The 25,862-nt window shown below is 40.4% G+C and carries 15 protein-coding genes; 2 read left to right on the forward strand and 13 right to left on the reverse strand.

The genetic code is table 11. The features are described 5' to 3' along the window. Nucleotides 1–138: 138 nt before the first annotated feature. On the reverse strand, nt 139–846 hold the full coding sequence (locus tag B7721_RS08595) for a glucosamine-6-phosphate deaminase (RefSeq protein WP_084878608.1): 708 nt from the start codon (nt 844–846) through the stop codon (nt 139–141). A 147-nt stretch (nt 847–993) separates the two neighbouring features. Here B7721_RS08595 and queA point away from each other — a divergent pair, with 147 nt between their 5' ends. Beyond that, on the forward strand, nt 994–2,022 hold the full coding sequence (gene queA, locus B7721_RS08600; RefSeq protein WP_084878889.1) for a tRNA preQ1(34) S-adenosylmethionine ribosyltransferase-isomerase QueA: 1,029 nt from the start codon (nt 994–996) through the stop codon (nt 2,020–2,022). 39 nt (nt 2,023–2,061) lie between these two features. Here the strand turns inward: queA and B7721_RS08605 are convergent, their stop codons facing one another. From B7721_RS08605 to B7721_RS08625, 5 genes are read right to left on the reverse strand one after another with little or no spacing between them, the layout of a single operon-like run. Next, nucleotides 2,062–2,922, reverse strand: coding sequence for a YihY/virulence factor BrkB family protein (locus tag B7721_RS08605; RefSeq protein WP_084878610.1), 861 nt, complete (start codon nt 2,920–2,922; stop codon nt 2,062–2,064). Nucleotides 2,923–2,951: 29 nt separating this feature from the next. Next, the gene (locus B7721_RS08610) at nt 2,952–5,006 is read right to left on the reverse strand and encodes a cation:proton antiporter (protein ID WP_084878612.1); all 2,055 of its coding nucleotides are present in this window, start codon (nt 5,004–5,006) and stop codon (nt 2,952–2,954) included. 11 nt (nt 5,007–5,017) lie between these two features. Further along, the gene (locus B7721_RS08615) at nt 5,018–5,272 is read right to left on the reverse strand and encodes a hypothetical protein (RefSeq protein ID WP_000361094.1); all 255 of its coding nucleotides are present in this window, start codon (nt 5,270–5,272) and stop codon (nt 5,018–5,020) included. Beyond that, nucleotides 5,265–5,822 (reverse strand): tRNA (mnm(5)s(2)U34)-methyltransferase, encoded by a 558-nt coding sequence (locus tag B7721_RS08620; protein ID WP_042902095.1) that lies wholly within the window; start codon nt 5,820–5,822, stop codon nt 5,265–5,267. Before B7721_RS08620 ends, B7721_RS08615 begins: the two co-directional genes overlap by 8 nt. Further along, on the reverse strand, nt 5,806–6,762 hold the full coding sequence (locus B7721_RS08625) for a TIGR01212 family radical SAM protein (protein WP_084878614.1): 957 nt from the start codon (nt 6,760–6,762) through the stop codon (nt 5,806–5,808). Before B7721_RS08625 ends, B7721_RS08620 begins: the two co-directional genes overlap by 17 nt. A 91-nt stretch (nt 6,763–6,853) precedes the next feature. Between B7721_RS08625 and B7721_RS08630 the strand changes: the two genes are divergently transcribed. Next, nucleotides 6,854–7,213, forward strand: a complete 360-nt coding sequence (locus B7721_RS08630) for a DUF3397 domain-containing protein (protein ID WP_000525390.1) — start codon at nt 6,854–6,856, stop codon at nt 7,211–7,213. 81 nt (nt 7,214–7,294) lie between these two features. Here the strand turns inward: B7721_RS08630 and B7721_RS08635 are convergent, their stop codons facing one another. The 7 genes from B7721_RS08635 to B7721_RS08665 form a co-directional block, all read right to left on the reverse strand. Further along, nucleotides 7,295–8,035 carry a class I SAM-dependent methyltransferase gene (locus tag B7721_RS08635; RefSeq protein WP_084878616.1) on the reverse strand — a complete coding sequence of 247 codons (741 nt, stop codon included), beginning with the start codon at nt 8,033–8,035 and terminating at the stop codon, nt 7,295–7,297. 206 nt (nt 8,036–8,241) lie between these two features. Next, nucleotides 8,242–11,604: a Cna B-type domain-containing protein gene (locus B7721_RS08640; RefSeq protein ID WP_084878618.1), complete on the reverse strand. Its 3,363-nt coding sequence runs from the start codon at nt 11,602–11,604 to the stop codon at nt 8,242–8,244. A 592-nt stretch (nt 11,605–12,196) separates the two neighbouring features. Next, nucleotides 12,197–14,959 carry a SpaA isopeptide-forming pilin-related protein gene (locus B7721_RS08645; protein ID WP_084878620.1) on the reverse strand — a complete coding sequence of 921 codons (2,763 nt, stop codon included), beginning with the start codon at nt 14,957–14,959 and terminating at the stop codon, nt 12,197–12,199. 464 nt (nt 14,960–15,423) lie between these two features. Further along, entirely contained in the window at nt 15,424–22,662 is a 7,239-nt protein-coding gene (gene bgaA / locus B7721_RS08650) for an LPXTG-anchored adhesin/beta-galactosidase BgaA (protein ID WP_084878622.1), read from the reverse strand. Between the two features lie 280 nt (nt 22,663–22,942). Next, entirely contained in the window at nt 22,943–24,250 is a 1,308-nt protein-coding gene (locus B7721_RS08655; protein ID WP_084878624.1) for an MFS transporter, read from the reverse strand. Beyond that, nucleotides 24,251–24,877 (reverse strand): TetR/AcrR family transcriptional regulator, encoded by a 627-nt coding sequence (locus B7721_RS08660; RefSeq protein WP_084878626.1) that lies wholly within the window; start codon nt 24,875–24,877, stop codon nt 24,251–24,253. It lies immediately after the preceding gene. A 229-nt stretch (nt 24,878–25,106) separates the two neighbouring features. Beyond that, nucleotides 25,107–25,862, reverse strand: coding sequence for an SDR family NAD(P)-dependent oxidoreductase (locus B7721_RS08665; RefSeq protein ID WP_084878628.1), 756 nt, complete (start codon nt 25,860–25,862; stop codon nt 25,107–25,109).

A 25,862-nucleotide genomic window follows, 5' to 3' on the forward strand; every position in this document is an offset into this window, starting at 1 on the left:
CTCCCTGTATATCATAAAATAGTAAAAATTGAACCTAACTAGGTCTAGTTGTTCTACCATTCTATTATACCACTTTTTTCTATTGACTCATGAAAACTATAAAAAACCACTTACTCAAAAGAGCAAGTGGTTCTGAATTTATTTTTCAAGTAAGCTTAGTGCTTCTGCATCTGCGATAATCGTCACGTCAGGGTGGTTTTGTAGGCTACTTGCTGGGAGATTCTCAGTCACTGGGCCTGATACTGTTCCAGCAATAGCTTCTGCTTTCGACTCACCGTATGCAAAGAGAATAATTGACTTGGCATCCAAGATGTTTTTAATCCCCATTGAAATGGCTTGGGTTGGAACGTCTTCAATCTTGTCAAAGAAGCGAGCATTAGCTTCGATGGTAGACTGGTCAAGTTCGACTAGATGCGTTTGGCTGTCAAATGGAGTGCCAGGCTCGTTAAAACCGATATGTCCATTGCGACCGATTCCTAAGATTTGCAAATCAACAGGATGGTCAGCCAAAATTTGATTGTAGCGTTCTACTTCTTCTTCAGCATTATCCTTAACACCACGTGGCAAGAAACTTTCTTTAAATGGTTTTTGGTTGAATAAGTGTTCTTGCATGAAGTAACGGTAAGACTGTGGATTGTCTCCGTCAAGTCCTACATACTCATCAAGGTTTACACTGATTAGATTTGAAAAATCAAGGTCACTCTCAACGATTTCCTTGTAAAATTCAAGAGGGCTACTTCCTGTCGCAAGTCCTAACGTTTGAGCACCATTGGCCAATTTTTCCTTCAAAATCTCAAAAGCTACTTTTCCACCTTCAACTTGATTTTCAACTTTAATAACTTTCATTTTATATCCTCCATGTTTCTATATTTATTATATGGTATAGACCAATTTTTGTCAAGTGAAAACGATTTATTTTCTAAAAAAAGAGCGTCCAAACTTGAAACGTGTTATAATGGATAAGATTAGAAGTTAGAAAGAATGATGAAAAAAATGAATACAGCTGATTTTGATTTCCACTTGCCTGAGGAATTGATTGCCCAAACACCCCTTGAAAAGCGAGATGCCTCCAAACTCCTCATCGTCAATCGTGAGACGGGAGAATTTCAGGATAAACACTTCCACTCTATTATCGACATGCTGGAACCTGGTGATGCCCTTGTCATGAATGACACTCGCGTTCTCCCTGCCCGCCTCTATGGTCAAAAGGAAGAAACTGGAGGCCATGTGGAGCTTCTCCTACTCAAAAATACCAGTGGAGATGAGTGGGAGGTTCTCGCCAAACCTGCCAAACGCCTCAAGGTCGGGACTCGTGTCAACTTTGGTGATGGTCGCCTCAGCGCTGTCGTTACGGAAGAATTGACCCACGGGGGCCGCTTTGTCCGCTTTGAATACCAAGGAATTTTCCTAGAAGTTTTGGAAAGTCTGGGTGAAATGCCACTACCGCCCTACATCCACGAAAAACTAGATGACCGTGAACGTTATCAAACGGTCTACGCCAAAGAAAGTGGCTCTGCTGCTGCACCAACTGCTGGACTGCACTTTACCAAAGAACTGCTAGCAGAAATCCAAGCCAAAGGTGTTCATCTAGTCTATCTCACTCTCCATGTCGGACTCGGAACCTTTAGACCCGTTTCTGTAGACAATCTAGACGAACATGAAATGCACTCCGAATTCTACCAGCTTTCTGAGGAAGCAGCTGCCACCCTTCGCTCTGTTAAGGAAAATGGAGGTCGTGTCATCGCTGTCGGAACCACTTCGATCCGCACACTGGAAACCATCGGTTCCAAGTTTAATGGGCAAATCCAAGCAGATTCTGGCTGGACCAATATCTTTATCAAACCAGGCTACGACTGGAAGGTTGTGGATGCTTTTTCAACCAACTTCCACCTACCAAAATCAACTCTGGTCATGTTGGTTTCTGCCTTTGCCGGTCGTGACTTAGTCCTAGATGCTTATCACCATGCCATCCAAGAACGCTACCGCTTCTTCAGTTTTGGAGATGCCATGTTTATCTATTAAGAAAATCCCTATTAGGAAACCTAATAGGGATTTTTCTAATTATTCCATACTAAACTTTGGATCTTTCAAACTCTGAACACTGGCATTGATAACTGCTCCGATAATCAAAATCTTTGCAATGAGAATAAACCAGAACATCATGACCACCACGATAATAGAACTGAAAAATCGAACGTCAACCAGATGATTGACATAACTATTGACGTAGACAGAAAAGATATTCAATAAAAAGATAAGAGTTAGCAAGACAAAGACACTTCCTGGTAAAACATAGCGGATTCGTGGTGCTTTTACTTTTGGAAGGAAGTAATAAATCATAACCAAAATGGCAAAGATCAAGGCATAGACCAGAGGGCCTGTAAAATCTTGCAGGTAGGAAAATAGCGGACTGTCTGATTGCCAGTAAGTTTTGAGGAGGTTGAGCAACATACGACCAAACATACTCAAAAACAAGGCCAAGGCAAAAAGAATCTGCAAGCCAAAACTAACAAGTAGACTCATCAACTGATGGGAGATAATTCCTCGACTCTTGGTCACCCCATAGGCTTTGTTAAAAGCTTTTTGAAGGAAATCCATTGATTTCGAAAAGGTCCAGAGTGCAGATAAAACGGCAAAACTCAACAAACCAGTTGATGGTTGAGTCAGAACTTCTCGGACAATCTTGGCGACCACATCATACACCGTATCGGGCAAAAATTCCTTGATCGTCAGTAAGAAATTTGAAACCGGAATCTGAAAATAAGGCAAAATATTGACCATTATCATTAGCAAAGGAAAGATTGAAATCAACCAATAGTAGGCAACCGCAACACTGGTCAACTCACTATCAGATGCTTGATAATAATGCAAAAAAGCTTTCAATAAGGGCTTATCCAATAGCTCCTTCCACCACTTTTTCATATCCCATCCTCCGTCATTTTTTTCATCATTTAAGTTCTTCTGATTAAATCTAGCATATCATAAGGTAAAGTATTTGCGGCCTCTTTCAGAGAATAATTCTCTAAATTATTCACATTTTGTCGTAGTTTTTTGGCATACTTGGCTGTTATCAGTTTAGCTTCTTCATATTCAAAGATTGCCTTACGTTCGAGATAGTAGCCTCGTAGCATTTCATCGATATTGTTTGGCTTGATGCGATTGATAACCCGCTCAACAAAAGCACCGCTTCCGATAATGGCCGTCTCGCGTAGACGAGACTCTTGCATAAAGCTAATCAGAGAACTCTTGTAAACCCCTTTGAGGTTTTCCAAACTCTCGATAATCAGCTCTGTATTTTCCAAATACAACTCTGAAATCTGATCATAATCAACTGCTAGTAGTTTACGAGATTCTTCATTCATCCAACTACGGAAAGTTTTGCCAAAGGTAAACATTTCATGGAGTAGAAAGCGCAGTATCCGTAAGGAAACTAGGAAATAATAAGTCACTCTAGAAGCGAAATTCCGATTGATACTCTGCTCCATGTTTTTTAGGTAACGTTGGTAAACTCGATAGCCACGCTCGCTGATTCTATTTTCTTCGTAGGCTTGCTCCAAACCGTCACTCTCAATACTCAAGATAAGAAGCTTGAGGGACTCCCAGTCCTCTTGGACTCTCTTATTTTCCAGACTAAGGATGAGGTTTTCAATTCGACCATGATAATTATCAATAGCTGCATAAAGAGGAAGTTTGTTCTTGTGATGGTCTAGCTCTTTTTCTAATTCTGCAGCCACATCATTCAAAATCGCAATATGCATCAAATGATCCTTGCTTTCCTCTTGTTCTTCAGATAAGTGAGGGAGGATCAATAAACCCGTTAAAAAGCTCAACAGTGTAACGCCTGCTACAAGGAAGAGTAACAGAGGATATTCCTGCTCCAAATGACTTGGTATGAGGAGAATGGTCGCGATAGATACTGTCCCTTTGACACCAGAGAAGGTCAAAAGAAGCATATCTTTCATGTACTTATGAATTTTTTTCTTAAGTCGACGCGTTCTCAAAAAGTAAAAACCAGCAATCATGACAAAGCGGATCGCAAAAAGCAAGAAGGTCAGAACGACAACTGAAAGCAGTAAAAGAAGGGGATTGTAGAGAGAATTAGACAAGATCGGCTCTGCTATCAACTCTAATTCCATTCCCAAGAGAACAAAGACTGATCCATTTAGCATAAAGGTCACGGTGTGCCAGACGGTCTCCGTCACGGTGTCTACCTGAGCCTCAAGGAGCGTAATTTTCTTAAAGCGACTGGCCTTCAAAATACCTGCAACCACTACTGCGATAATCCCTGAAACATGAAACTCTTCTGCGATGAAAAAGGTCATGAGCGGCAAACTTAGCTCTAGCAATAGTTCACTGGCTATATCTATCGCTCGTACACTCAGTAAAAAGCTATGCAAAAAACGATTGACCATAGCCGTCACAAAACCGACTACAAAACCACCAAGTATAGAAAGTGCTAGGGAAGTTCCAGCTTGGCTGAGAGAAAACGTTCCTGTTGTCCAAGCAGCAAGAGCCATCTGAAAGGCAACCAAACCAGAAGCGTCATTTAAGAGTCCTTCCCCTTTTAGAATATTAGAAACCCGTTTGGGAAAACGAAAACGTTCAGAAAGAGATGCGAAGGCAACCAAATCTGTTGGCCCAAGTGCCGCTCCAACTGCTAAACAGGCAGCCAAAGGAAGAGTCATCCAAAGGAAGTGAGCCATGCCCCCCAAGCTTAAGGTCGAGATAAAAATCACAGGAAAAATCAGGAAGACGACAATCCGCCAGTGCTTCAAAATGGACGTAATATCAGCTTCTTCTGCCTCCCGGAAAAGTAAGGGACCAATAACCATGGCCAGAAACAGCTCTGTATTGAGATGAAAGTCCGCATCGGGAACAAATAAACCAATCCCAATCCCCAAAAGGATTTGTACAAGAGGAAGGGGCAAAAAAGGGAGAAGTTTATTGGTCGTGGTTGAAATGATTAAGACAAATAAAAATAGAATCAAGTAAATGAGTAATTCCACACAATTCCTCCTTAATCTTTTTTACAACAAGATTCAAAAATCTCCTTTTGCTCTTGGATTTTCTGATCAATCTTAGAACAGTCTTTGTGCTCAATTTTTTTCTGGCATCGTTCCATTTCAAGAGCCACTAATTTTTTCTTAATTTTAAGCATTTTCTTGCTCATATGTGCTTCGTCGAGCACCCCGACTGCTCGCTCGTGATGCGTTGACTCGACAAAATTTTGGCGCATTGCCTCAAGCTTCTCACGAAGGTATTGTTTATCCATGTCTATACCTTTCTAATTTTTCAATCATAACTAAAAACGGTGGATTATTAACTTGGTTGAGAGTCCGATAAATGGCAGCTGTATACTCTTGTTGGTTCAACTGGCTAACAAAATCCAACACAGCATCCCTCTCGGTGTCTCCTCCTTCATGACCATAGTAAATCATGATTGCAATCCGTCCCCCTTTGACAAGCAAGTGACACAGCTTTTCTAAGGCTTCGATAGTAGTCTGAGGTTGAGTGATGACGGATTTGTCAGCAGAAGGCAGATAACCCAGATTAAAAATCCCTGCCTTGGCTTCTGTCACAAACTGGTCTAGTGTCTCATGACCTTGCAAGATTAACTGGGCATTTGTCATTCCAGCCTGATCCAAACGCTCTTGCGTCTTCTCCAAAGCCTGCTCCTGAATATCAAAGGCATAGACTTGCTTGGCTAACTTGGCTAGAAAAAGTGTATCATGGCCATTGCCCATGGTCGCATCCACTACAATATCCTCTTTTGTCACAACTTCCGCCAAAAAATCATGCGCCATCTCAAGTGGTCTTTTCATTTTTAAACTCCTGTTTTACAGCCTTGCATCCTTGCACACTTCCACGACGGCGCATCTCAGTTTCAATAGCATTTAGCACTTCCCATTTATTGAGGCTCCACATAGGACCAATCAACATATCTCTCGGTGCATCTCCTGTAATTCGATGGATGACGATATGCTTGGGAATGATTTCCAGCTGGTCACAAATGACCTTGACATACTCGTCCTGACTCATCAGTTGCAAACGTCCTTCGTGGTAATCTCGCTGCATCCGTGTATTGGTCATGAGGTGAAGCAAGTGCAGTTTAATTCCTTGAATATCATTGTCCGTAACACAGCGACGGACATTTTCAACCATCATCTCATGGGTTTCACCGGGCAAACCATTGATCAAATGGGAAACAATTTCAATCTTGGGATACTTTCTCAAGCGTTTTACTGTTTCCACATACAATTCATAAGAATGGGCACGGTTAATCAGGTCAGAGGTTGCTTCAAAAGTAGTCTGCAGGCCCAATTCTACCGTCACATGCATACGCTCCGATAACTCAGCCAAATATTCGATTGTTTCGTCTGGCAGACAGTCTGGGCGTGTTCCGATATTGATTCCCACTACACCAGGTTCGTTGATAGCCTGCTCATATCGCTCCCGAATCACTTCCACCTTTTCATGGGTGTTTGTAAAGTTTTGGAAATAAACCAAGTACTTCTGAACATCTGGCCACTTGCGGTGCATAAAGTCAATTTCCTTATAAAATTGCTCACGAATAGGAGCATCCGGTGCCACGATGGCATCTCCAGAACCTGAAACCGTACAAAAAGTACAACCACCATGAGCTACAGTTCCATCCCGATTTGGACAGTCAAATCCCGCATCAATGGGAACTTTGAAAGTTTTTTCTCCAAAAAGTTTTCGATAATAATCATTCAAGGTATTATAAGATTTCATAACTCTCATTATAACAAAAAACACCTACAATCTCAAAAGCCTGACTTTCCAACAAATTCCGTTGTTTCTCTTTTCCTTTAGCGTTTTTTTATGATACAATATGGGTATGATTTTAATGAAAATAGCATCTATTTTATTATTGATATTAACCTTGGTGGTTTGCTTTATTGTCACCAAGCTTTTCGGACTTAGGAAAATAGGGTTTAATTTCGCGGATATAGCTTTTCCACTTTTGGTATTCGAGTACTATCTGATTACTGCTAAAGCTTTTACCCACAACTTTCTACCGCGACTCGGTGTTGCTCTTTCTCTCCTAGCAATCCTCCTTGTAGTCTTTTTCCTTGTCAAAAAACGAAGTTTTTATTACCCTAAATTCATCAAATTCTTCTGGAGAGCCGGTTTTCTCCTTACCTTAATCATCTACATAGCTATGATTGTCGAATTGATGATGCTCCCATAAAAAACATTCCCTCAGACAGCTGTCTAAGGGAATATTTTTATCTTCATACTTACTTTCTAAGCTCTACCAAGATACTTTTTCTTATTTCCTAAATGTCAAGGCGTAGAATTTACCATCCCAAAGAAGTTTCATTTCCTTTTCCTTAACTTCGCTTGGAACAGCATTCTCAATTTCACTCAAATCAACAGTAGCGTCTTTGAAATAATCCTTACTAAAATGATTTTTCTTATATTGCTGATCCACATAGTCAGCCGTCTCATCTGCAATTAAAAGCTTGGTTCCTGGCTTCGCCACTCGTAGCATCTCCTGCATAGCCTTGGCCTTATCATTGAAAAAATTGATTCCGCCAATATGATAGACAATGTCAAAACTATTATCCGCAAAGGGTAGATCCTCCGCGCAAGCATGGAAAAGTTGCAAATTAGTCTTTTTAGCGCAAGATTTCTGGCATTTTTCTAGCATACTGATAGAAATATCTACCCCTACAAAGTCTAAACTTTTCAGGTCAATTGTCTCAGGGATATAACGGAGGTCTTGACCAGTCCCGATAGAGACATAGAGAACAGATAAATTATCCTTCCATTCTATTTCCTCCATCAGATCCCTTCTCAACTTATCAATTGCCTTGCCGTGGAGAAGTGGTCCTATCCATTTCTCACTCATATCATACCAGCGAGCCATACGGTTGTACATGGTCATGTATTTAGCATTATCTCCAGATAAATAATCTGGATTAAGAGACAGATAGATAGCCCCATCTTTTTGAAAATTTTCCACCTCCAAACCTGACTTCAATTTATCTTGTAATCTTGTTTCAATCATATGCAACATCTCCTTTTTTATTTGTCACCTATTATAGAGGATTTCGTAGCGAAAACAATAGCTTTTCAGTAAGTGGCAACTATCCACTTGTATCCGGTAGTAGAACCAGGGTCAGTTACAAAAAAACAAGTGCCAATTTCCATTGACACTTGTTTCTACTTTTAAACTGTGTTGCAAAATTTCGTGAAAGATACCGTTTAAAAAACTTAATCTTCTTTTTTGCGTCTTGCCAAGAATCCTGTTCCCAATCCAAGTAGGGCGATTCCAGCTACTAGAGCCACTTGGTTAGACTCGCTTCCTGTATTAGGCAATTCCCCACCTTTTTTAGGCTTACCTGGTTCATTTGGTTTGCCAGGTGTTGGTTTTTCAGGAGTGTGCGTATTTGTAATGTTGTAACCTTCTACTGAAGCAGTATAACCATCTGGAACATTCACTTCTTCAACAGTGTAGGCAATCTCCTTACCTTCTTGATAACGATCAAGACCTGTAAACTCATAAGTCCAGCCACTTGTTTCTGACACTGTAGCTGTCTGACCAGTTTCCTTACCATCTGCAAGAAGTTTTACGGTGATAGATGCTGGACGGATACCGTCTTTGTTCTCTTCATCTTTCCAGATCTTATGACCTTTTACAGATGTTTTCTCTGGAGCATGTGTATTGGTAACTGTGTACTTACCATCTTTGTCCGTAGTAACTGTTGAGGTATATTCTTTCACAGCTACTTCTTTGACAGTGTACTTGATTTCTTTACCATTTTCATACTTAGGAAGTGCTTTTGATTCGAACTTCCAGCCAGTTGCTTCTGAAACTTCAATTTCTTGAACAACTTTGTCGCCGTTAAGAATTTGAACTTTCACTTTATCTGCACGTTTGCCGTCTTGGTTGTTGTTATCTTTCCAAACCTTAGTTCCTGAAAGAACGACTGTTTCTGGTGTGTGAGTGTTTGTCACGACCTGACCAGTTACAGAGGCTTCATAACCAGCTGGTACGTCTACTTCCTTGATAGAGTAAGTGATTTCTTTACCAGCTTCGTATTGTGGAAGATTTGTGAAGGATGCTACCCAAGTGTTAGCGTCTGTCTTATCCTTAGCTGTTAAGGTCAATTTCTTACCTTCAACAGCTACTGGATCTGCATCTCCTACTTTTTTATAAAGTTGAACCGTTACGGACTCAGGACGTTTGCCGTCTTGGTTGTTCGCATCGTTCCATACTTTTGTTACCTTGTAGTCGATTGCTTTTGGAGCATATTTGTTTGTGATGGTAAAGTCTGTAATAGTTGATTCGTATTCTGCTACGGCTTCTTCTGTTACAGTGTATTTGATTTCTTTACCAGCTTTATATTTTGCTAATTTCGTGAATTCGACAGTCCAAGTTCCGTCTGCGGCTGCTTGAACTTCTTTCGAATCAACTTTCTGACCGTCTGCTAAAAGATTGATTGTAATCTTAGTTGGACGTTTGCCGTCTTGGTTATTAGCATCATCCCAGTTCTTAGTTGCTTTTACATCAACTGTTTCTGGTGAATAGCTATTTGTGATGGTGAATCCTGATGCAGCGTCACCAGTAACTTCTGAAGTGTAACCAGCAACAGTTACTTCTACTACTGTGTACTTAATAGGTGTGCCGCCTTTATCAGCATCAAGGTTTGTGAAGCTTCCAGCCCAGTTGTTTGCGGCGTTAAGCTCAAGTGTCTTACCAGTATCTTGACCATCCGCAAGCAATTTAACTGTGACAGAAGATGGACGTTTACCATCTTGGTTGTTCTCGTCCTTCCATACTTTCTTAACAGAAACTTCCGTTTTTGCTGGAGTGTAAGTATTCTCGAATGCTTTTTCATCATCGTAAGAAACAGTTGATTCAAGTGCACCTTTACCCTTGTCCGCTACAGTAACTGTAGCCGTAACAGTTTTAGTGTCGTACTTGATGCTTGTATCACTGCCAGCTTTTTCAGCAATTTTAAAGGTATAAGTTCCTGCTTTGTCGAATTCCAATTCTGAGAAAGCAATGCTTCCGTCTTTGTTATTCTTCACAGTTTCTTTCACCTTACCATCTTGATCTGTTAAAGTGAATTCAAACTCTTCAGCCTTTAACTCACGTCCTGTAAGTTTTTTATTAGCTTTAATCTTAACTTTAGCTTTAATACGCTTATTTGTAACTGTTTTGATAGCTCCGTCTTGTCCAACAGTCATCTCAAACGGAGTAGGATTCAACTCATATCCCTCAGGAGCCTCAACCTCGGTTACTGTAAAGTTCCCTTTCTTGATATCACTCTCTGAGTAAATAGATGATTCAGCAATTCCGTCATCATTTGTCGTTACAATTTCCTCTTTAGCCGTAGCTCCTGCCGGAGGAGTAATCTTGAATTTTGCTCCTTTTAGACGGTCATGAGTCAGCTCGTCGACCTTGTAAAGAATGATACGGTAACCAGTTTCTAACTGAATTGTACCGCCTGAAGCAACTACTGAGTTTCCGATTTGCTTAACGACTGTCTTATTACTATAGTCGTCATATGTAAGAATCTGGTCATCACCCTTCATTTCAGCATTATTCTGAACTTTTGTTCCATCAGCTGGAGCACTCGTTTTATAATTAATTCGAAATGCTGCAGGTTTCCCGTTCTTAGCAACAATTGAAGAAGCATTGTTAATTGTTAAAGTAAAATCGGTATATGACTCATTCCAACTAACTTGGTAATCTTTACCAGCTTCTAAAACCACCTCATCTTTAAAGTAATAAGATTTATCGTACCAACCTGCCGTAACTTTAAATGTTTCAGGAATCATCTGCATCGGTGAGGCATTTGGGTCAACCCAGTCATGAATTTCAATTTTGTTATAGGCAGCTTGTTTAGGATTAGCTCGAACATACCAACTGTGTAAATATTGTCCACTCTTATTTAGAGCACTAGATGTCCAATCCTCTTTGTAAATCAGACCATGATACTTACTGAAATTAGCACGTCCAATACCTTCAGAATAATCAGATGCTTCACCTCTTTTTACCTTAATTTGGTGTGTAATTTCATTTATAGTTTCCGTTTTATCAAAACGGAGCGTTTCATTGCTTAATTCATTTTTAGAACTAAAACCAACAAAGAAATTCCCTTTAACGTTTTGGACTTGATAGCCACCTTTTTTCTCAAGATAGGTTTTCAGATTTTTTAATGTAATAGTTGCCTTACCACCATTATTATCCCCGTTTGATACAATTTGAGTTTCTCCGATAACGAGATCTGTTTCCTTATCTTTTAAATCAAAAGTTTCATTTCTAACAGTTAAAGGGCTCGGAACAGTAAAGGTAAAGGTATCACCGTCCTCTAATTTACCATCATAGGCGCTCAAATCGTAATCAACAGTGAATTTATAATTTGAGTAGTTATGATGTTCAGGAGAAAGTGTATAAACACCATTCGCATCTGGTTTTATAAACTTACCATTATCAACCTCCCAAATTCCAATATTACTGATAACGTTCTTCAGTTCCTTTGCTTGAACTGAATTTGGAGCAAAGATTATCCCTAGCAAACAGGTCAGAGAAGTTAGGATAGGTAACCAAAATTTCTTGTTCTTCATAATCTTCCTTTCTAAATTACCGAAAACATTAAACCGACAAACTATGATTATAAAATCTCAACACTCATCTCCTTTCGAATTCGTTGAAATCCATGAGGGTTATTGAATAAGTTACATCATATTAACATGTTTCATAACTATATGTGAGTGCAATATTTATCATATTTATTCTATTTTTAATATAGAAACCTCCTTTAATTTCATTATAAAACAAAATTAACTTTTTTTGTAATATTATGAGGTTATTGCCTTTTGAAAATATTGACACAGTGTAAAATTACTGCCATAAAAACTAATTCTTTCATCAGACTGAAGTTTCTTTAAGTATAGTGTACACTTACGAACAACTTCTCTTTTAAACAAACAGAAAGAAACATTGCACAAAACATTCCATTTATTTATAAGTTTGATACACCTTAATAATTATCCAAACTATTTTATATAAGTAAAAATAAGAAGAGATCTAGTAATAGTCATACCCCATACTGATAAATAGTTTAATTTAACATATTTCATTATTCTGAACCATAAAAAAAGACCAGGGGGTTATCCCTTATCTTTCTTTACTGTACTTATTGGCTACTAAATGAGATTAGTCTTCTTTTCTTCGTTTAGTTGCTACAAGACCTGCACCTAAAGCTAGAAGAGCTAAACCTGCTGCTAATGCAGCTTGTCCAGATTCACTTCCAGTGTTTGGTAGGTTAGGATTTTCTGGTTCAGTTTGGTCCGTTACTACTAACTTACCATCCTTAAACTCAACCTGATTTCCACTAGCATTTACCACTGTTACAGTTCCGTCGTAGTTAACTTGGAATGTAATATCTGTTACTGCTAAGTATCCAGTTGGGGCTGCTTCCTCATGGAAAGTGTAAGTACCTGGCGCCAAGTTAAGATCTTTAGACTTACCAGCTTCTGAAGTCCAGCTTTCTACAGCTGTGCCTTCTGCCTTATCGCCTTTGTAGATCTTAATCTCTGCACCAGCGATTTCTGTTCCACCAAGGCTAACCTTGCTAAAGGTAATCTTACGTGGAAGGTCATCATCTTTATCAGTTACAGTTACAGTTGAGCCGTTGGTTACGACCTTGTTGTCTTCACCCTTAGAGTCTTTCTCGCCGACATTGGTTACTTCTACTGTTCCGTCAGTTTTCACTTTGAAAGTAATATCTGTTACTTTGAGGTATCCAGTTGGGGCTGCTTCCTCATGGAAGGTGTAAGTACCTGGGGCCAAGCTCAATTCTTTAGACTTACCAGCTTCTGAAGTCCAGCTTTCTACAGCTGTGCCTTCTGCCTTATCGCCTTTGAAGATCTTAATTTGTGCTCCTGCGATTTCCACTCCACCTAGGCTAACCTTGCTAAAGGTAATCTTACGTGGAAGGTCATCATCTTTATCAGTTACAGTTACAGTTGAACCGTTGGTTACGACTTTGTTTTCTTCACCTTTAGAGTCTTTCTCACCAACGTTGGTCACTTCCACTGTGCCGTCATGTTTGACTTGGAAAGTGATGTCCGTTACTTTGAGGTAACCAGTTGGAGCGGCTTCCTCATGGAAGGTGTAGGTACCTGGTACCAAGTTGAGATCTTTAGACTTACCAGCTTCAGATGTCCAGCTTTCTACAGCTGTACCTTCTGCCTTATCGCCCTTGTAGATCTTAATTTGAGCGCCTGCGATTTCCGTACCACCAAGGCTAACCTTACTGAAGGTAATCTTACGTGGTAGGTCATCGTCTTTGTCGGTTACAGTTACAGTTGAGCCGTTTGTGGCAACTTTGTTTTCTTCACCTTTAGAGTCTTTCTCACCAACGTTTGTCACTTCCACTGTGCCGTCGTGTTTGACTTGGAAAGTGATGTCCGTTACTTTGAGGTAACCAGTTGGAGCGGCTTTCTCATGGAAGGTGTAGGTCCCTGGTGCCAGCTTAATCACTTTAGAAGTGTCAGCTACAGTAGTCCAGTCTGCAACAGGTGCCTCTTCAAGATTGACTGTATCTCCACTATAGATTTTCAGTTCCGCTCCTGGAATTTCTTTTCCATTTGGATCCACCTTTTTGAAAGTAATCTCTTTCTCAGTTGGTGTCTTCGGAGGTGTCTTCTTATTTTCATTTCGACGTTCTACTGATTTGTCTGAACCAAACTCATCTGGAGAAATTTTAATATCTTCAGTTAATTTGTCATAGCCAAGAGGAGCAGTTACTTCACGAATCGTATAGTTATCTCGTAGCAATCTACCTACACTAGCGTTACCATCAGGACCTGTTGTCAATCGTCCAACAACGGCTTGGTTACGATCACGAATCACTTCAAAAACTGCACCTTGCAAAGGTTGGCCTGCTTCGTCTACCTTATGAATTTTAATGGTGAAAACATATCCTTCCGCAACACCACCTGCAATCTGGTAGGTACGTGTACTGGTTGATTGTTCATTCTCACTACCATTGTAGCTCATGTTGGCTACGTTCGTGATTTCCTCACCATCGACTAGATCATAATTCGCTTTAGCTCGGTACTCGATCATATAACCAAAACCATTAGTATCTCCTAAAGGAAGGGTGAAACCATCACCATTCGCATTTACCACTAGTTGGTTTTTAAAGGTTTCGGTCATATCCTGAGCATTGGACCAATTCCAGACTCCGTTATTCCAGCTCCAATCTACTTTATAAATACGAAAAGTATCTTGCAGGAATGTCATATTTGGAGATGAGAAGTCATCTTTGATAGTGACATTACTATAATCAGCCATATTTCGGTTTACAGTAATATTGTAACGAATTACATTGTTAGGATCTCCTCCCTGTTGAAATGAACTCTTTTCAATTTTAGAGTCGTATTTCCCTGGAGGGCCGTTATAACGAATCTTTCCTGCAAATAGAACTCTATGTCCTACAGTAATGTTAACATCAACGTCTTTTTCTTCTGAAACAACGTCATGGTCAACTCGGACATAGACAAAGAATTTCCCCCTAACGCCAGAATTATTCTCAACAAATTTTGTATAAGTGAGAGTAATTGTTTTGCTATCTGCATCTAAACGACCAGTAGCTACAAGATTGTTAGAAGCATCTCGTAATTCAATGTCTGAAGAGTTTGAAAATGTAATCTCTGATGGCAATTGAAGTGTTGTTGTATCACCTTCATGCACCGTATTATCTGGCAAAATAAAATCTGCAGTAAGACGGAATTCTTGCCAAATATCCAACCCTTGCGTTAAAGCTTCACCAGATCTGTTTTCAACACCAACACTAGTGATAACATCATTATACTCTGTCGCATGTACTTGCGTCAGAGGGGCAAACGATTGGAGAATAACTCCCAAACAAAGAATAAGGATCTGAATCCAAGATCTTATTTTCTTGTTCATTTAATCTTCCTTTCTTATAATATTCAGTTGTAAATGTACAATGTAATAGTAAACTAAATGATTGTCCCCAATTAATCACCATTCTCCTTTTTCAAGCGAAAATTATTAGCCACATTACATCCACATTTTATCATACTATGAAGAAAAAGGTTAGAACTATCAAGCAAATTTTTATAAAAAAATCCAATTTTTTCTTACCGATTGAAATCGACTTTTTTACATCCGTATATTAACCACTTTATGCCTTTTTCTTCTCCTATCATCGAAACAGAATCTGGTATATTTTACCGCTATTTTTTAAAAAATAAGTTCATCTCGTTTTCGATACCAGATAGTGTTTTTATCATTTTGGTTATCTGATTTCACAAACATTAAATTGCTCTAGAGAGAATGCTTCTACCTATTAAAAAGACCAGGTTTCCCTGGTCTTTCTGAGATACAATTAGAAGAAATACTGATTCATTCTAGTCTTCTTTTTTGCCTTTAGTGGCGACTAATCCTGCCCCCAAACCAAGAAGAGCTAAACCTGCTGCTAGAGCTGCTTGACTTGCTACACTTCCTGTATTTGGCAACTGCTCTTTTTGAGCTTGATTAGCTTTACTTGAAGCAATTTCTTTTGTATCTGCTTTTTCTGATACTTGTGGTTTTGTAGATTCTTGAGGTACTGGTTTAGTTGTTTCACTAGCCGTACCAACTTCGATGATGCGATCCTGAGCTATAACTTTATCATAGCTTTCTTTTTCAGTTCGCTTACCATTTTCAACTTCGATTAAGTGAACACGGATACCTTTTTGACCTTCTTGTAGAACACGAGTTTGACCCGCTGGAAGCTTATCATTCTTTTGTTCCTGAACCTTGAAATCAATTGTTTCTTCTTCGATTACAAGTTCTGGTCTGTTAAGGACTAGGTTCTTCACTTCATCTTCTGGAAGAGAAGTTCCTGGTTTAGTGCCAACTTCTACTATACGATCTTGAGCAGCGACTTTATCGTAAGTTTCTTTAAGCTGACGTTTTCCATTTTCCACTTCAATCAAGTGAAGACGAATACCTTTTTGACCTTCTTGTAGGACACGAGTTTCTCCTAGGTACAACTTATCAGACTTACGCTCCTGAACCTTGAAGTCGATGGTTTCTTCTTCGACTATAAGTTCGGGTCTGTCGAGGACAAGGTTCTTCACTTCGTCTTCTGGAAGAGAGGTTCCTGGTTTTGTTCCGACCAAGACGATGCGGTCTGTCGGAGCCTCTACCACTTCGCGAAGTTTTTCTTCCTTACTTCCATCAGGATTAATCGCTGTAAAGATACGTTCTTTACCAACTTTTCCTTCTTGTTCTACACGAGTTTCACCTAGATACAATGTTGGATCCTTTTTCTCAACTGTCTTGTAGGCCAAATCTTTTTCAACAAATTCGAGTTTTGGAAGATCTTCTTGTACAGCAGCAACAGTCTTCTCAGAAACTGGCTTTTCTTTTGTAAACTGGATACGGTATTCCTTGACTTGTTTTCCACTTTCTGAAACAAGGCGAACAAACACTGGAAGGCTATCGTCTCCGCTATCTACAACTGTTGAAGCTACTTGATTACTTTCTTCGACTGAGACTTTTGGACGTTGACCTTTATAAGTGATTTGGTAGTCTTGACGATCTTCAGCGAAGTCAGGAAGCTCTTTTCCATCTACAAGAATTTTTGATTGGGTACTTTCTTGAGGCAATTCACTCGGTGCAAGGAAGGTCATCTCAATCATCGCAACACCGCTCTTGTCAGCTTTACGCTCCATACGCCATCTCATAGCTTTGGCTTTGACAGCTTTAAATGTTACGTTGATTTCATCACCAGCTGCGATGTCTTTATCCGCACGATAAGGCACAGTTTCCCAATTTTCTGGATTGTTGAATGGATGGGCTGCATCGTAGGCTTGGTAGTTTGAATAGTAGGTAGGTACTTCAAAGTCTGGGCCAATATAACGTTCCAAAACGAGTTTAGATGGGGCATCCGTACCACTATCTGCAAAGAAATGAAGTTTGGCTTGCGCAACAGTCCGTTCTACAATCTTCCCATTTTCACGGAAGATCACACCTGCTGATACTTCTGGATTAGAAGATGGTGTTGGAGACCAGTTTGTCCAACGACGATTTTCTGAATGATTTCCGTCATTGAGATAGTCCACACGGTCATGGGAGTTTCTATCAATGTCGTTAGTGGCTGAAGCAAAGGCGCGGTTACTATTTTCATCATACTCTGGGTTATTTGAAAGAGCTTCACCAAGTTTGTCTGTCACTCGTACAGTAAACTCAGCAACAAGATCACTACCTAGGACATGGCCTCGAACGGTAAATTGACCTGCTTTTGTCAGATTTTCTGCTGGAACTTCTTCCCATTCAACTGCCAAGTCTTTTGTTTCGTAACCGTCTTTACCTGTGAAGTAAACAGGAACCTTAGTTGGCAATTCAAGCGGTTGCCCTACTTGTAGCAAGCGAGCTTGTTTGACCGCGGCAACTGGTTTACGAGAGAGCAAGTCTTTATTGCTTGTAAAGTGTAGACGGTATTCTCCTAGGATATCACCATTTTCAGCCTTCGCGATAACACGAACTGGCTCACCTTCACGAACGCTTGGAACGACGGTAGCGAGACCATTGTTGCTAACACTTGCTGTTACTGCAGGAACTTTTCCATCTACTGATTCAAGATAGTAGTCAGTCAAATCAGGGTTAAAGTTTGCTAAGTCTTTACCGTCAACTTGGATTCTTGTTTGTCCTTGTTTAGCTGCCGCAACTTGTTTCGCAAAAATTTGTACTTCTGTGATAGACGTTCCTTTCTTGCTATCAAGTCGAACCATACGAATGCGAACCGCATAGGTCTCAACTTTATCAAAGCTGAAATGATTCATTTCTCCAGCTTTTAATTGAGCTGGTGCTTTGAGATTGCTTACCTCTTTCCAGTTTGCAGGATCATTAAAGGCATGGTTTTCCTCACCTACAAAGCTAGGGTTTTTAGGGGCTGTTGGAACGGTCTTACTGACATAATATTCAATCACATAAGACTTCGGTACACCAACTCCGTGGTCTTCGTGGAATCCGACACTTAGATTATCAACTGAACGTTTGCTCAAAATACCTGAATCTCCGAATAGGACACCAACTGAAGCTTCTGGATTAGTACGGTTCCAGTTTGTCCAACGGTTAGCTGGGCGGTCATTAAAGGAAATCAATTTATCGTTGACGTTTGAAACAGGATCAGTTGGATTTGAGTCTGAAGCAAAGGCAAGTGGCAATTCTGAACCGGTCCATTGGTCAGAAATATTTGCTCCCTTCTCAGTTTGAGCAGATACGCGAACATGAAGTTTAGTTGTTAATTGCGTACCTTCTAGGCGACCATTAACTGTAAAGACACCTTCCTTGGCGTATTGCTCTGGACGAATCGCATCCCAAGTAACCTTAGCTGATGAAACGTGACCATTTGAATCGTAGGTACGAACACTTTCTGGTAATTGTGGTGCTTCTGCAATTGGAGTTGTCACACTGACTTCTTCAACTGAAACGATGCCTTCTACAGATACTTTAGCACGCGCTTCAAGATCCAGACCTTCAACTTTACCTAGAACTTCAAAGGTTTGATAGTGGTCGAGTTTTTCTTTTGGAATGGCTTGCCAAGTGACTTTGTGGGCTTTAGGGAAACCTTTGTCGTACTCAACCGTTACTGTTGATGGAAGACTTGGTTCCTGATGCAAATCTGTGACTACATTTACTGGACGGATAGATTGCGCAACCTTCTTCTCTGTGTTGGCCTGGATCGTGAGATTGATTTGACCTGTAGCCCCCTCATATTCTGCTTTCAGAGTGACTGCTCCTGGCTTATGTAACTCAAGCATTCCTTTACGAACCGCGACTTCCCCTTCACCACTTGTAGAGAAGTTTACTTTATCAGCTGGTAAAACTGCTTGTGTTCCGTCTTGATAGTGAGCGAGTACAGACAATTTGACTGTTTGGTCTTCTTTGAGAGCATCAGCTTTCTCCACTTGTAAGCTCAAGTGGTCAATTTTCGGTGCTTCTTCAAGGAATTGAATTGCATAGGTTTGAAGAGGTCCACCATCTTTTGGTTGAACATAGATGCTTGCACGCATACCGTTTGCTGCGCTTGCTTGGACTACAGTAACATCCGCATTTTCAGCACTTGCTACAACTTCTGGCAAGGATGCACCGTAAGCAAGAGTTCGATATTGCATTGGATTTTGAGTAGTAAGACCAGTGACAGATTCGCCACCAACCGTTACAGTTGGTACTGCAGGTGCCGTAGCCTCACCTTCTTCTACTACAAGGGTAGCGTGAATAGTCTCACCACCCAGTTGACCAGTCATTTGAATACGTGATCCTGCAACTGACAGTTTAGCTTTATCTGCTTCCGAAATCTCCCACTTATCAACTTCGTATTCTTGTACGCTTCCATCCGTAACAGCAATAGAAACGTATTTGTCAACAGCGCTCAAGTCTGTTCCTGGAGCAACACGCTTAACAGTTGGAAGCTCATTTGCGATTGCTAGAATTTCGACACGGGCCTCAACTTCGCGTCCGTCTGCCATACCTTTAACAGTCACAACTCCTGCTTGGCTCACATCAACTGAAGACCAAGTTACTGGACGTTTTTCACGACTGCCATCACTGTAGATAAAACCGACTGTCTTCGGCATTTTTGGCTCTTTCTCAATAACAGTACGTACTTTTGGTACTTCTGTTCCGAGAACGGTCTTTTCTTGGTCTTCTTTTTTACCAGTAAAGACCGTTACTTGACCAGATTTCAAGAGATCTGAATGGGCTGTTAGAGTGAATTTACCTGCTTGCTCAGTTGATTTAACAATGGCAACCCCTTTACCGTTAAAGGCTCTGCGGATCCAAGAACCATCAGGTTGTGCCTTGTAGCGTTCACGGCTGGCTTGTTCCCCATTATCAACACCAACCAGTTGACCTTGTCCATGCAATTGGAAACGAACCAAATTATTGGCAGTTGGTACCACATTTCCTTCACTATCTACGATTTCGTAGTAGATGTAGGTCAAGTCTTTTCCATCTGCTGCGATTGCGTGTTCTTCCTTGACGAGGCGAACACCTGCTGGTTGGCCTGCCGTCGTGATCTTATCACGTGCAATTTCTTTTCCAGCTTCATCGCGAGCTACAGCTTCTAAAGTACCTGGTCGGTACGCAACCTTCCATTCAAGATAGAGTTCCTTAGCATTGGCACCTTCTTGGTAAGTGCGGCCATCACTGGTTTGTTTCTTGTTGAACTTCTTAACTCCAAGAGATTGACCATTTAAGAACAATTCTACACTTGCAGCGTTTGAGTAAGCTCGAACTGGGATTTTTCCGTCTGAATCTTCAACTTTCGATGCCAATTCTCTATTTTCCCAGTTCCAGTGAGGAAGAAGGTGTACCATCGGTTTCTTCTTGGCAGAAACCCATTGGCTTTGGTAGAGATAAAAGTCATGTTTTGGAATACCTGCTGTATCTACGATACCAAAGTAAGAGCTCTTAACGGGAGTTTGGTTTTGGTTGTGCCATGGTGTAGGTTCACCGATATAGTCCGTACCTGTCCAGATAAACTGTCCAGCATAGCCAGCGTTGTCACGGTCAAATGTCCATGAATCTGTTGCCGTTTTACCCCAGCCAACTCGGTCATTACCATAGTCAGACTGTTCGTAATGGCGCTCAGGTCCGTTACTATGTTTCAATTCCTGTTCAGGGCGATAGTAACTTCCACGTGTACGGGTAGCTGAAGATGTTTCAGAACCGTAAATCAACCAGTTTGGATGTTTCGCACGAAGTTTCTTGTAGTTATCTTCTGAATAGTTGAATCCAACCGCATCCAGCTCATCAGCAATTTTCTCATGTCCACCACTACCATCACCAAAGCGGAACTTATCTGCTCCCATGGTAACGTAACGAGTTTTATCAACATCCTTGATAACTTTGACTAGACGTTTTACAGTTGCTAGAGAATGAGGGTTACCATCGGCTTCACCGATTTCGTTTCCGATAGACCACATGAAGACAGCTGGGTTATTTTTATCTCTTTCGACCATGGTACGAAGATCGTAGTCAGACCATTTTTCACCTTTTCTAGCTTCTGGGTGAGTAGCGTCTTTTTCAAAGAAACGTCCGTAGTCATAAGGTTTCTTACCACCATACCAAGTATCAAAGGCCTCTTCCTGAACCAGCAAACCAAGTTCTGCTGCGATTTGCAAGGTCTGTGGACTTGCAGGGTTATGAGTTGTACGGATGGCGTTAACGCCCATCTCCTTCATTTGTTTGAGACGACGGTATTCTGCCTTATAGTTTTCTTCTGCTCCAAGCGCTCCGTGGTCATGGTGTAAGGAAACACCATGGAATTTAATGCGTTCACCATTCAAAGAGAAACCCTCATTTGGAGTCCAATGATAGTAACGGTAACCAAACAGATCCTTCTTAGCATCCACCAATTGACCATCACGGTAAACACGCGTAATCAATTCGTACAAGGCAGGTTTGTCATTTAAAACGGTCCAGAGTTTTGGTTGTTCAACTTCTAAAATCGCATCTAGGCTTGTTGATTCATGTGCTTTCAAGGTACGGCTCGCTGTACGAACCAAGCCTGTTACAGCCTGACCACCACGTTCAACGATTTGATATTCTGCCACCAGTTCATGGTCTTTATCATCTGTATTGACGATTTTGCTGGCTACATGAGTTTCAACCTTGCCATGTTGCTGTTCTTCAAGTTTTGGTGTTAAGATGGTTGTTCCATTTTTCTCAACATGAACCTTATCTGTCACTTGCAAGGTCACATCACGGTAGATACCACTGCCTGAGTACCAACGGCTACTTGGCTGTTTGTTAACCGCATGGACAGCAATCACATTTTCACGACCATCTTTGTGGAGGTATTTAGTAATATCGTATGAGAACTGGTTATAACCATTTGGATAATGCCCCACTAACTGGCCATTGACATAGACTTGAGAGTCCATATAGACACCATCAAAGGTGACACGAACATTTTTCTTGAGATCTTTTTCATCAAGTTTAAAGGTCTTGCGATACCAAGCTTCACCACCATTGAGCTGTCCACCCTCGTTTTGGGCAGGTGACTGATGGTCAAAATCGTTAAAGATACTCCAGTCATGTGGAAGATCCAATTTTTGCCATGTTGATACGTCTGCATCTGATTTCACAGCTTCTTTAGGATTCGCATTGAGTTTAAAGTGCCAATTTTGATTAAAATTCACTTTTCTATCTTCAATCATTTGATTCACTTCTTCATTTGTCGCAGCTTTCAAATCTTCCTTGACAGGCTTTTCCTGACTTGAAGCTTGAGATTCTACCTTTGGAGGTGTTTCTTCAGGTTTTAGAGACGCTTTCTCCTCTTTGGGAGCTACAGGTTCCTCTTCTTTCACCTCTGGTTTGCTTGCTTCAATTGGAGTGGCTTGACTTTGATCGACACTTGCAGTATCCTTGTGCTCTGCTACAGCTTGATTTTCTTTTTCCTCCACTGCCGGACTTTCCTCTTTTGCTTGTTTCACAGTGTGAGTAATCGGAGTTTCATCTGCGAAAACTGGTGATTCTCCAATGACACTTCCTCCAAATAGAACCGCACAGGTTCCAATCATGACAGAGCAAGCGCCTACGGCAAACTTACGAATGCTGTAGACTCTTTTACGATTCCAATGGCCTTTTTCCATAAAATCCTCCTTTAGTAACCGCTTCCATTTATTTGTAAGCGTATTACTTTTTCATAGCCTTTTACCTTTATTTTATAAAATAATATAGGAAATTTCAATACCCTAAACACAAAAAATCATATTTTTGATTGTTTTTTCTAAAATTTGTAGAAGATTCGAAAAAAGTGAATGTAGATTTAGAACAAAAACAAACAAATTTTTGACACTCAGTTAAATAGTATAAAAAAGTTCCTTACAAAAGGAACCTTTTTATTTATAGTTCTAAATCCTTTTTACCAACTTATGAAATTTCTATCCCATCATTTTTGGATAAACTCTCATTTTCCAACTCTTTAATTTCATTTCTACTAGATAAAATGAGGGCAATCATCATTAGGAAAATACCTGCCAAGATAATCATGACGGCTGCACTTCTCCCCTCACCTCGGCCAATCAAAATCTCAACCAGCTGACTCAGGCTCCCATCATTTCTTAGAAAAGGTTTGATTAGAAAATCGACTATAATTCCAACGGAAGCATATGCAAGAACATAACCAACTTGGGAAATCAAACCAATTGTTCCCCAAGCCTTCCCCTGATGTTCTGCAGAAATCGTAATCCTTACTAAATAATCCATAACTGTATTTGCAAATGGTAAACTTAGAAAGAGACAGAAACCAAAAACAAGGACGAGGATCGTATGCTCACTCCAAGCAAATGCGGTCATAAATAATCCCATTCCCAAAAGAGCTACCTGTAGAAGACCGGCGAACCCCTTTTTGATACTCAACTTGCTGATTAGTAAACCTCCCACCAACATACCAAATGCTGAAGTAGTTGTCGCAAAACCAACAAATGATTCGCCACCAACAGGAAGTAGCATGGGAATCAGCAGAGTCTGAACAGTTCCCAAACAAAAGGAAACTAAGATACCGAGAAGAACAAGAAACCAGATACCTTTTTTCTCATGAATGATACGAAAACCTAATCTTAAATCATCCCCTAGCTCACCAACATTATCCTTTTGTATTCCCTTCATTTCCTTCCTCACAAGATAAGTAATGGGAAGGGTGACTAGAATCGTAAGCATATCAAGAAGGAGGATTGTTCGAATACCTGCAAAACTCAAAACCAATCCAGATAGAATGGGAGAGAGGAGATAGCGAGAAGCAGGAATCAACTGAACCATACCACTTGCCTTTGAATATTCCTCCTTTTCCAACAAATCAGAGATTGTCGCTCGAAAGGCAGGCTCAACGAGAGAAGAAAAACTGGAGCTGATGGCTGCTCCTAGCAAGACACCAATAACCAAAGATGACTCATGCAAAAATTGTAAGGAAAATAGGATACAAACTAGACCGATAATAGACAAGCCATCACCTAACATCATTAAGAGTCTGCGATCATGTCGGTCTGCTAAAGCTCCTGCTAGGGGAGAAAGGAAGAGACCTGGTAAAAATCCTGCCAAAATTATCAAACCTGTCATACTACTCATACCCGTCATTTGATAGATATAAACTCCCAAAGCAAAGGAACTCATACCCGATCCACTTGACGAAATGAGACTTGCTCCCCATAAGAGTAGAAATTTTTTATAACCCTTTGTCATCTAATCCACCTCATTTTTCTGTAAGGATAAGATTTTAAACGAAGCAAAGCTACCTTGGTCTGCTCCTAAGATCCTTTCGATATTGTACAAAAGACTTTCAGTTTGTCGCTCCATAATCTCTGGGCTCATCTTCTCATCACGAAGATCTAAAACTCCGACAATCATAGCCAAGATAAGTTCAGCCGTTTCATATGGGTAGGCATTCTCAAATATACCTTTTTCAACTCCTTCCTGAATGATTTCTCCAAATATAGGAGTTATTTTTTGGAGCAACAGTCGATTACTCTTTTCATGGAAAAGAGCATTCTGAGGTCGATTCAGGTAGTCCACCATCAGATCACCCCCGGATAGGTGTTCCATATTCATAACTGAAAAAAGTGAGAAAATCTTTTCATGAACAGAAAGTTCTTGCTGCAATACAATCCGTTCTGCTTCCGCCACTATATCATGTGCTGAGCGCTCAATAATGGCATCCATAATCGCCTCTTTTGACTCGAAATGATAATACAAGGTTCCCCTTGCGATATCCAATTTCTTTAAAATATCACTAATTGACGTATAATCATATCCCTTTTCTAAAAATAGGGAAAAGGAAACATCTAAAATTTGCTCTTTTTTATTTTTCATTGATTACTCCTTTTTTAGACTGACAGTCGTTCTATACTTTTATTCTAACACTAAGCCCCAAAATTGTCAATCATTTTGAATATCAAAAGAAGTCTAACGAGCTCGCCTAAAATCTGGAAACAGAAAAAACAGCTCGTAAAGAGCTGCTTTATTGCCAAGATAATGTTACTTAACCTAGATAAGCAAACATCATAGACCTTAAAAAGTATCAGAAATAACCATCGCCTTCTCATTTATAGTTAAAGATTCCCCCTGCCAACTTATCGGCTAACTTGGGAAAGAAGCTATAAAATTTGTGAGCTAAATTGAGCAAAAAAGGAAGATTAAGTTCCCGTTTGTTTTTTCCTATGGTTTTGACAATCTTTCTAGCGACTGCATCTGGTTCTAAGAGAAAACGGTCAACCGACTTGAGGTAGCTCCCATCTGGGTCTGCTTGGTCAAAAAATCCTGTTCGGATTGGTCCTGGATTGACTGTTGTCACATAGACTCCATAAGGCATGAGTTCGAGGCGTAGAGCGTTGGAAAAACCAATAGCCGCAAACTTGGTCGCTGAGTAAAGACTGGACTTGCTAGTCGCTATCAAACCTGCCATGCTGACGATATTGATGATATGGCCTTTTCCCCTCTCCTTCATGCAAGTTCCAAGACGACGAGACAGATTCATCAGAGCAAAGGTATTGACCTCAAACATCTGGTGAATGTCTTGATCAGAGATCTTGTTGAAATCTTCAAAAATCCCGTAACCAGCGTTGTTAATCAAGACATCAATCTTGCCATAACGGAGATAGAGGTCAGCTACCAGAGCTTCCAGGGCTGAGTCATCAGTAATGTCGATTTCAATCCATTCCACATTAGGATGATTTCCGTAGAGTTGGGCTAATTTTTCCTTGTTTCTACCTAGTAAGATGAGTTGGTCATTTGGCAAGAGTTTGACCATTTCTTGGGCTAAGCCACCGCTTGCTCCGGTAATCAGAATAGTACGCAT

The sequence above is a fragment of the Streptococcus oralis subsp. oralis genome (assembly GCF_002096445.1).
GTDB lineage: Bacteria > Bacillota > Bacilli > Lactobacillales > Streptococcaceae > Streptococcus > Streptococcus oralis_N.

What these genes read in the sequence shown, in the direction of transcription:
- B7721_RS08595 (WP_084878608.1), bottom strand. Translation starts at nt 846, where the DNA reads ATGAAAGTTATTAAAGTTGAAAATCAAGTTGAAGGTGGAAAAGTAGCT.
- queA (WP_084878889.1), top strand. Translation starts at nt 994, where the DNA reads ATGAATACAGCTGATTTTGATTTCCACTTGCCTGAGGAATTGATTGCC.
- B7721_RS08605 (WP_084878610.1), bottom strand. Translation starts at nt 2,922, where the DNA reads ATGAAAAAGTGGTGGAAGGAGCTATTGGATAAGCCCTTATTGAAAGCT.
- B7721_RS08615 (WP_000361094.1), bottom strand. Translation starts at nt 5,272, where the DNA reads ATGGATAAACAATACCTTCGTGAGAAGCTTGAGGCAATGCGCCAAAAT.
- B7721_RS08620 (WP_042902095.1), bottom strand. Translation starts at nt 5,822, where the DNA reads ATGAAAAGACCACTTGAGATGGCGCATGATTTTTTGGCGGAAGTTGTG.
- B7721_RS08625 (WP_084878614.1), bottom strand. Translation starts at nt 6,762, where the DNA reads ATGAGAGTTATGAAATCTTATAATACCTTGAATGATTATTATCGAAAA.
- B7721_RS08630 (WP_000525390.1), top strand. Translation starts at nt 6,854, where the DNA reads ATGGGTATGATTTTAATGAAAATAGCATCTATTTTATTATTGATATTA.
- B7721_RS08635 (WP_084878616.1), bottom strand. Translation starts at nt 8,035, where the DNA reads ATGATTGAAACAAGATTACAAGATAAATTGAAGTCAGGTTTGGAGGTG.
- B7721_RS08640 (WP_084878618.1), bottom strand. Translation starts at nt 11,604, where the DNA reads ATGAAGAACAAGAAATTTTGGTTACCTATCCTAACTTCTCTGACCTGT.
- B7721_RS08645 (WP_084878620.1), bottom strand. Translation starts at nt 14,959, where the DNA reads ATGAACAAGAAAATAAGATCTTGGATTCAGATCCTTATTCTTTGTTTG.
- bgaA (WP_084878622.1), bottom strand. Translation starts at nt 22,662, where the DNA reads ATGGAAAAAGGCCATTGGAATCGTAAAAGAGTCTACAGCATTCGTAAG.
- B7721_RS08655 (WP_084878624.1), bottom strand. Translation starts at nt 24,250, where the DNA reads ATGACAAAGGGTTATAAAAAATTTCTACTCTTATGGGGAGCAAGTCTC.
- B7721_RS08660 (WP_084878626.1), bottom strand. Translation starts at nt 24,877, where the DNA reads ATGAAAAATAAAAAAGAGCAAATTTTAGATGTTTCCTTTTCCCTATTT.
- B7721_RS08665 (WP_084878628.1), bottom strand. Translation starts at nt 25,862, where the DNA reads ATGCGTACTATTCTGATTACCGGAGCAAGCGGTGGCTTAGCCCAAGAA.